General features: G+C 73.6%; 4 protein-coding genes. 2 read left to right on the top strand and 2 right to left on the bottom strand.

Translation table 11 applies throughout. The annotated features are described in order from the left end of the window. The first annotated feature begins 57 nt into the window (after positions 1–57). Both GTQ99_RS16090 and GTQ99_RS16085 read left to right on the top strand, forming a co-directional pair. Complete coding sequence (locus GTQ99_RS16090) at positions 58–1,332, top strand: multidrug effflux MFS transporter (RefSeq protein ID WP_166616747.1); 1,275 nt, start codon at positions 58–60, stop codon at positions 1,330–1,332. Next, positions 1,329–3,308: a M13 family metallopeptidase gene (locus GTQ99_RS16085; RefSeq protein WP_166616746.1), complete on the top strand. Its 1,980-nt coding sequence runs from the start codon at positions 1,329–1,331 to the stop codon at positions 3,306–3,308. Before GTQ99_RS16090 ends, GTQ99_RS16085 begins: the two co-directional genes overlap by 4 nt. 31 nt (positions 3,309–3,339) lie before the next feature. On the opposite strand, the gene GTQ99_RS16080 is transcribed toward GTQ99_RS16085, so the two are convergent. Both GTQ99_RS16080 and GTQ99_RS16075 read right to left on the bottom strand, forming a co-directional pair. After that, a complete protein-coding gene (locus tag GTQ99_RS16080; protein WP_166616745.1) occupies positions 3,340–4,911 on the bottom strand; it encodes a diguanylate cyclase in 1,572 nt (523 codons plus the stop codon). 109 nt (positions 4,912–5,020) lie between these two features. Then, positions 5,021–7,663 (bottom strand): MGH1-like glycoside hydrolase domain-containing protein, encoded by a 2,643-nt coding sequence (locus GTQ99_RS16075; protein ID WP_166616748.1) that lies wholly within the window; start codon positions 7,661–7,663, stop codon positions 5,021–5,023. Positions 7,664–8,236: the final 573 nt, after the last annotated feature.

Here is an 8,236-nt window from a genome sequence, read left to right as displayed (position 1 = left end):
GCCCCGCCCGGCGCTGTGCGGAGCACCGCCACGAGGCACCCCCCGAGGAACTGCTGCATGTCCGCGCTCCGCACCGCGCCCGACTCCCGCACGCGCTCCACCGCCGGTCTCGTCGTCCTGCTGGGGACGATGGCCGCGCTGGGCGCCGTCACGATCGACCTCTACCTGCCCTCGCTGCCCGAGGTCGCCGAGGACCTGTCCACGACCGGCGCCCGCACGCAGATGACCATCACCGGCGTCCTGGTCGGCTCGGCCGTCGGCCAGCTGCTCGTGGGCCCGCTGTCGGACACCTTCGGCCGCCGCCGCCCCGCGCTCGTCGGGTTCGCCGTCTACGTGCTCGCCTGCCTGCTGTGCTCGATCGCGCCGAACCTGCCGGCGCTGGTCGCCTTCCGCGTCCTCGCCGGGGCCGGCGCGGCCGCCGGCGCCGTCATCGGCATGGCCGTCATCCGCGACCTGTTCACCGGTCCCGCGGCCGCCCGGCTCATGTCGCGCCTCGTGCTCGTCATCGGCGTCGCGCCGCTGTTCGCCCCCACCGTCGGCGGCGCCATCGCCGGCTGGACGGGCTGGCGGCCCGTCCTGGCGCTGCTGGCCGTCGCCGGCGCCGGCGTGCTGCTGGCCGTCTGGCGCCACCTGCCGGAGACCCGCCCGGAGCTGCGCGACACCCCCGCGCAGGCGCTCGCCGAGCCGGTGGCCGCCCCCGTCGTCCCGCCGCGCCCGGGCCGGCTGCTGCGCACCTACGTCGGCTACGGCGCCCTGCTGCGCGACCGCCGCTTCCTGGCGCTCGCCGTCCTGCCGGGCCTGGCGATGGCCACGATCATGAGCTACGTCGCGACCTCGCCGTTCATCCTGCAGGAGGGCTTCGGCCTCGAGGGCACGGCGTTCGCCGTCTACTTCGCCCTCAACGGCACCGCGCTCGTCGGCGGCAGCCAGCTCAACGCCGCGGTGGTGGAGCGCTTCGGCTCCCCCCGGCTGCTGCGCCTGGGCGTCTCGGCCTCCCTCGTCCTCGGCCTGCTGCTGACGGTGCCGCTGATCACCGGCACCCACCGGCTCGTGCTCTTCGCCGTCCCGCTGTACCTGCTGCTCTTCAGCGTCGGCTTCGTCATGCCCAACGCCGTCACCCTGGCCCTGGAGCCGTACGGCGACAGCGCGGGCGCGGCGGCCGCGCTCGTCACCGCCCTGCAGTCCGGCGTCGGCGGTCTCGTCGGCGTCCTCGTCGGCCTGCTCGGCGGCGACGAGCAGGCCATGGGCGTGGTCGTCACCGGGGCCGTCGTCCTCCAGGTCGCCCTGCTGGCCGCCGTGTGGCCGGGCATCCGGCCTAAGGTGACGGCATGAGTTCGATCACGGACGCCCAGCCCGCGGGCAGCGACGTCGACGAGTCGGTGCGCCCCCAGGACGACCTCTTCCGCCACGTCAACGGCCGGTGGCTGGCCACGACGGAGATCCCCGACGACCGCGCCGTGGACGGCGCCTTCGTCCGCCTGCGCGACCAGTCCGAGGCCGAGTGCCGCGTCCTGGTGGAGACGGCCGCCGCGGCGGTCGCCGACGGCTCGGCCGCGCCGGGCAGCGTGCAGCAGAAGATCGGCGCCCTCTACGCGAGCTTCACGGACACCGAGCGCATCGAGGCGCTGGGGCTGGAGCCGCTGGCCGGCGAGCTGGCCGCCGTCGACGCCGTGCAGGACCTCGACGGCCTCGTGCGCGTGCTGGGCACCTTCGAGCGCTCCGGCGTCGGCGGCCCCTTCGCCTACTGGGTGGACACCGACAACGCGCAGTCCGACCGCTACGTCGTCTACCTCACCCAGTCCGGCCTCGGCCTGCCCGACGAGTCGTACTACCGCGAGGAGCAGTACGCCGAGGTCCGCGAGGCCTACCGCGCGCACGTGGAGCGCGTGCTCGCCCTCGGCGGGCGCCCCGATCCGGCCGGCGCCGCCGGGCGCGTCCTGGCGCTGGAGACGGAGCTCGCCTCCCACCACTGGGACCGGGTGCGCAACCGCGACGCCAACGCGACGTACAACAAGCTCGACCGGGCCGGCCTGGAGGCGCTGCTGCCGGGCGTGGACCTGGCGGCGTGGACGGCCGCCGCGCAGCTTCCGGAGTCGGCCTTCGCCGAGGTCGTGGTGCGCCAGCCCAGCTACCTGGAGGGCGCGGCGCGGGTGCTGGCCGCGACCCCGGTGGGCACCTGGCGCGACTGGCTGGGCTGGCGGGTGCTGCACCAGGCGGCGCCGTACCTGCCGGACGCCTTCGTCCGCGAGAACTTCGCCTTCTACGGCACGACCCTGACCGGCGCCCCGCAGCTGCGCGAGCGCTGGAAGCGCGGCGTGGGCCTGGTCGAGGGCGCCCTCGGCGAGGCGCTGGGCGAGCTGTTCGTCGCCGAGCACTTCCCGCCGGCGGCCAAGGCCCGCATGCAGGAGCTCGTCGCCAACCTCGTGGAGGCCTACCGCCAGGACATCGAGGCGCTGGACTGGATGACGCGCGAGACCAAGGACCGCGCGCTGGACAAGCTGGCCAGGTTCACCCCGAAGATCGGCCACCCCGACACCTGGCGCGACTACTCGGCGCTGACGATCGAGCGCGACGACCTGCTGGGCAACGTGCGCCGGGCGTTCTCCTTCGAGGTGGACCGCGAGCTGGCCAAGCTCGGCGGCCCGGTGGACCGCTCGGAGTGGTTCATGACGCCGCAGACGGTCAACGCCTACTACAACCCGGGGATGAACGAGATCGTCTTCCCCGCGGCGATCCTGCGCCCGCCGTTCTTCTCCCTGGACGCCGACGACGCTGAGAACTACGGCGGCATCGGCGCCGTCATCGGCCACGAGATCGGTCACGGCTTCGACGACCAGGGCTCCAAGTACGACGGCGAGGGCAACCTGCGCGACTGGTGGACCGACGCCGACCGCGAGGAGTTCGGCCAGCGCACCGAGGCGCTCATCGCCCAGTACGACGCCCTGGAGCCCCCCGAGGCCCCCGGCAAGCACGTCAACGGCGCGCTCACCGTCGGCGAGAACATCGGCGACCTCGGCGGGCTGACGATCGCGCACAAGGCGTACGAGATCGCCCTCGGCGGCCGCGAGGCGCCCGTCGTCGACGGCCTCACCGGCAGCCAGCGGCTGTTCTTCGGCTGGGCGAAGGTCTGGTGCGGCAAGGTGCGCCCGGCCGAGGTGGAGCGCCGGCTGGCCGTCGACCCGCACTCCCCGCCGGAGTTCCGCTGCAACGCGGTGGTGCGCAACCTCGTGGAGTTCCACGACGCCTTCGGCACGCAGCCGGGCGACGGGCTGTGGCTGGAGCCGGCCGAGCGCGTGCGCATCTGGTGAGCCGCCCGGCCGGGGCGCCCTCGCCGGCGGGTCAGTCGGCGAGGGTGACCCGGTCGCGGCCGGCGGACTTCGCGGCGTAGAGGGCACGGTCGGCGGCCAGCAGCAGCTCGTCCGGCGTCGTGCCGTGGGCGGGGCTGGTCGCCACGCCCGCGCTGACCGTCAGCCGCAGGTCCTCCACCTCCAGCCGCAGCTGCGCGCAGGCGCGGCGCAGCTCCTCGGCGCGCTCGGTGGCGGCGCTCGCGTCGAGGTGCGGCAGCAGGACCACGAACTCCTCGCCGCCGTAGCGCACGACGTCCTCGGGGCGCGCGTGCGTGCGCAGCGCCTGCGCGACGGCCACGAGGACGTCGTCGCCGACGGCGTGGCCGTGCACGTCGTTGACCGCCTTGAAGTGGTCGACGTCGAGCAGCACGAGCGAGAGCGGGTCCCCGGACGCGGCCGAGGCGACCAGGCGCGCCTGCAGGTCGTCGACGAAGCGGCGCCGGTTGCGCAGCCCGGTGAGGGGGTCGCGGGAGGCCTCCTCGGCGAGGTCGGCCCGCAGCCGCTCGATGGTCCGCACGTGCTCCAGCAGCTGCCCGTTGGCCTCCTCCAGCGCGCGCTGCTGCGCCAGGACCGCCGTGACGTCGCGGACGACGAGGACGCGGCCGAGCACGTCCCCGCGGTGGTCGCGGATCCAGCGGGCGCGCACGTCGAGGCTGCGCCCGTCGCCCGTGCGCAGCACGGTGACGACCTCCCCGGCGCCGACCGCGGCCGCCAGGTCCGGCAGCAGCTGCGCCAGCGCGGACCCCACGGCCTCCCCCCGCGCACCGCACGGCCCGCGCAGCAGCTCGCGCCCGGCGGCGTTGAGGTCGACCACGCGCCCGCTCTGGTCGACCACGAGGACGCCGTCGCTCATGGTGTCGACGACGAGGCCGCGGGCGACCGGCACCATCCTCAGCAGGTCCTGGGCGATGACCGCGTACGCGAAGACGATCCCGCTGGCGACGAAGGCGGGCGGGGTGATGTCCACCGGCAGCACCGAGGCGGGCGAGGTGATGCTCACGGCGTTGGCGAGCACCGGCACGCCCAGCCCGACGAGCATCGTGGTGGCCTGCCGGCGCACCAGGCCGCTGGAGGTCGAGCGCGAGCGCAGCAGGTCGCGGACGCCGCTGGCGATCACCGCGTAGCTGTAGAGCGCGTGCAGCCAGAAGGCGGGCCCGTGCGTGGTCTCCCGCACGAGGGGGTCGCCGACGTAGCGGACGGTCTCGTGGAACCAGTGCAGCCGGGGGTCGAGCGCGATGACGGCGAGCAGCAGCACCGGCTCCACGAGCAGCAGCAGCAGGCGGCCGCGGCGCACCGGCCGGCCCGTCGCGGCGTCCAGGAAGACCCGCAGGCAGGCCACCGTCACGCCGACGCCGGCGAACTCCACCAGCACGAGGGCGTCCTGCACGGCCGGCGGCGGGCCCAGCCCCATGGCGGCCACGGCCGCGGCCCACGTCCCGGAGCCCAGCAGCCCGCACGCCAGCGGCACCGCGGCCGGCGTCTGCGCGCGCGAGCGCCAGGCGAGCACGGCGACCGCGACGGCGAGCAGCGCGGAGACCGCCGCGACCACCGCCAGCCCCGACACGCCCGCCGCACCTCCCTCGCCCCGACCCGTGGTGGTTCGAGCCTGCCAGAGGAGTCGGACAGCCGGCGGCGGCGCACGAGCCGCCGACCGGGTGGTCGGCGGCCCGCCGTCAGCGACCGGGCGGGTTCGGCGGCAGCCGCGGGTTGAGCAGGTGGGCCACCAGCGCGGTCCACCCGGTCTGGTGGGTGGCGCCCAGGCCCTCGCCGGTGTCCCCGTCGAAGTACTCGTTGAAGGTCGGGTGCTCCTGCCACAGCGGGTCGGGAGTGGCCTCGATGCGCTCGCCGTCGGCCGGCCGGCGGCCCTCCACGGGCCGGAACAGCGAGACGAGGCTGTCGTCGATGAGGTCGGCCGCCTGGACGAGCGTGATGCGCCTGCCCGAGCCCTTGGGCACCTCGACGGTCAGGTCGTCGCCGAAGAAGCGTCCCAGCGTGCGCAGCTTGTCGGCCAGCAGCACGTTGACGGGGAACCACACCGGCCCGCGCCAGTTGGAGTTGCCGCCGAACAGCCCGGTGCGCGACTCCCCGGGCTCGTAGACGATCGAGGAGGCCTGCCCCTCCACGGACGTGGTGATCTCCTGCTTCACGGCCGCCGACAGCGAGCGGATGCCGTAGTCGGACAGGAACTGCTCGGAGTCGAACATCCGGTCCAGCAGCTTCACCAGCCGCGGCTTGTCGACGAGGGAGAGCAGCATCAGCCGCCCCTCGGGCGTGGAGCGGGTCAGCAGCGGCAGCGTCAGGTCGGGACGGCGCTTCTGCAGCCACCGCAGCCGGGTGGTCAGGTCGGGGCACTCGTCGGCGATCCAGCCGGGGACGTCGGTCGCCCCGAGGATCGGCAGCAGCCCGACCATCGAGGGCACGCGCATCGGCTCCGCGGTGCCGTCGGGGTGCAGCAGCACGTCGTAGAAGAAGCCGTCCTCCTCGTCCCACAGCGACACGTCCTGGGTGCCGAAGGACGTCATGGCCTGCGCGATGGACAGGAAGTGCTCGAGGAACTTGGTGGCCGCGTCCTCCCAGGCGGGGTCGTGCCGCGACAGCTCCAGCGCGATCTTGAACATCTGCTGGCAGTAGAAGGCCATCCAGCTCGTGGCGTCGGACTGCTCCAGCCGGTACCCGGGGGGCAGCTCGGCCGAGCGGTCGAAGAGGCCGATGTTGTCCATGCCCAGGAAGCCGCCCTCGAAGAGGTTCGACCCGCTGGAGTCCTTGCGGTTGACCCACCAGGAGAAGTTGAGCAGCAGCTTGGTGAAGACGCGCACGAGGAAGCTCTGGTCGCGGTAGCCGTCGAGGCGGTAGACGTGCCAGGCCGCCCACGCGTGCACGGGCGGGTTGACGTCGCCGAAGGCCCACTCGTACGCCGGCAGCTGCCCGTTGGGGTGCATCGACCACTCGCGGCACATGAGCACGAGCTGCTCCTTGGCGAACTCGGGGTCGACGTGCGCGAGCGGGATGGCGTGGAAGGCCAGGTCCCACGCCGCGAACCAGGGGTACTCCCACTCGTCGGGCATGGAGATGACGTCCGCGAGGGCCAGGTGCGTCCAGCTGGTGTTGCGGGCGCCCCGCCGCTGGCGCGACTCCGGTGCGGGGTCGGTGTCGGGGTCGCCGCTGAGCCACTGGCGCACGTCGTAGCGGTACAGCTGCTTGGTCCACAGCAGCCCGGCGTACGCGCGCCGGGCGATGTGGCGGTCGGACTCGCCCAGGCCCGGGTGGATGACGGCGGCGTAGAACTCGTCGGCCTCGGCCTCGCGGTCGCGCAGCACGGCGTCGAAGCCGCGGCCGAAGGTGTGCAGGCCGGGCGCCTGCCGCGACAGCCGCAGCCGCACCTCGACGGTCTGGCCGGGCTGGACGGCGTCGAAGCTGTACCAGAACGCCGCCTTGGTCCCCTCGCGCCGCGGGTTGACCGCCGAGGTCTCCCCGCGCACGATCCGCCGGTCGATGCCGTCCTTGGTGTAGGGCGTCGGGTTGTGCTCGGCGCCGAAGAGCTCGACGAGGTTGCTCTCGTTGTCGCAGAAGAGCACCTCGGGGCTGCCCTCGGCGGCCAGGTGGTAGCGGCCGAGGTGGCCGTGCTCGCACTCGACGTCCTCGAGGCCGCCGACGGCCAGGGTGGGCGGCAGGACCTGCGTCATGCTGCCGCGACGGCGGTCCCAGCCCCAGGCCCAGGTGTTGCGGAACCAGACCTGCGGCACGAGGTCCAGCGGTGCCGGGTCGGGGCCGTGGTTGGTGGCGGAGACCACCATGCACAGGTCGTCCGGGGACGCCTTGGCGTAGGTGACCGTGACGTCGAAGAAGCGGTTGCCGTCGAGGACGCCGGTGTCGCCGAGCTCGTACTCGCGGTCCTCGCGCCCGCGGCGCGCGCTCTCCTCGCGCAGCCGGGCGTAGGGGAACTCGGCCTGCGGGTACCGGTAGAGCCAGCGCATCCAGCTGTGCGAGGGGGTGCCGTCGAGGGCCCACCAGTACTCCTTGGCGTCCTCCCCGTGGTTGCCCTCCCCGTTGGTGAGCCCGAAGAGGCGCTCCTTGAGGAAGGGGTCCCTGCGGTTCCACAGCGCCACCCCGAGGTTGAGGAAGCCGAACCGGTCGCAGACCGCGCCGAGGCCGTCCTCGCCCCACCGGTAGGCGCGCGAGCGCGCCTGGTCGAAGGGGAAGGCCGACCAGGCGTCCCCGTCGCCGGAGTAGTCCTCGCGGACGGTGCCCCACTGCCGGCCGGCGACGTAGGGTCCCCACAGCCGCCAGGGACCGTCCGGACCGGGTGACTCGGCCATGCGGGCGTGCTCGGCGCTGCGGTGCCGCGGAGGCTGCTCCGGGAGCTCGGTGGACTCGGTCACCTCCTCAGTCTCCCAAGAGATCACCGCACGGCGAGCCCGAGCGGGTCGGCGAGCCGGATGTGCTGCGGTGCAACGCTTCCAGCCGGGAAGCCGCCGGCGATTTGCCTCCTGGACCGGGCGCCGTCTACTGTTCTTCATGTCGCCGGGACGGGGCAGCGCGGCGGGCCGACAGGCTCGCGGGGCTGGCTCGGAGCGGTGGCACCGGAAGCCTTGAGCGGGGCTGGGTTGCTTGTCGGCCTGGTCTCGGGTTAAGGTGGGGAAGTTGTCTCTCTTCGGTTCGGCCCTGGTGGGGTCGGCTGGGTGGGCGTCCGGTTCTTGAGAACTCAACAGTGTGCCAAGTGTTGATGCCAAATCAATCAACCCCGGATGGCCGCCACTCACTTGGGTGGTGGTCGGGGATTCCTTTGGTGTTGTTCCTCCACTTCCTGCTCGCCAGCGGGGGTGGAGGTTTTCGAGACCGAGGGTCAACTTTGCAGGTCTATGGATCTAGGCGGCTGCTCGCAGTCGTCG

Source organism: Kineococcus vitellinus (assembly GCF_009906315.1).
Lineage (GTDB): Bacteria > Actinomycetota > Actinomycetes > Actinomycetales > Kineococcaceae > Kineococcus > Kineococcus vitellinus.
Note: the sequence above shows the minus strand (reverse complement) of the source record. Positions and strands in the feature narration are given on the sequence as shown.

Excerpts from the sequence above, each read along its gene's own strand:
- GTQ99_RS16090 (WP_166616747.1), top strand. The coding sequence starts at position 58 with ATGTCCGCGCTCCGCACCGCGCCCGACTCCCGCACGCGCTCCACCGCC.
- GTQ99_RS16085 (WP_166616746.1), top strand. The coding sequence starts at position 1,329 with ATGAGTTCGATCACGGACGCCCAGCCCGCGGGCAGCGACGTCGACGAG.
- GTQ99_RS16075 (WP_166616748.1), bottom strand. The coding sequence starts at position 7,663 with ATGGCCGAGTCACCCGGTCCGGACGGTCCCTGGCGGCTGTGGGGACCC.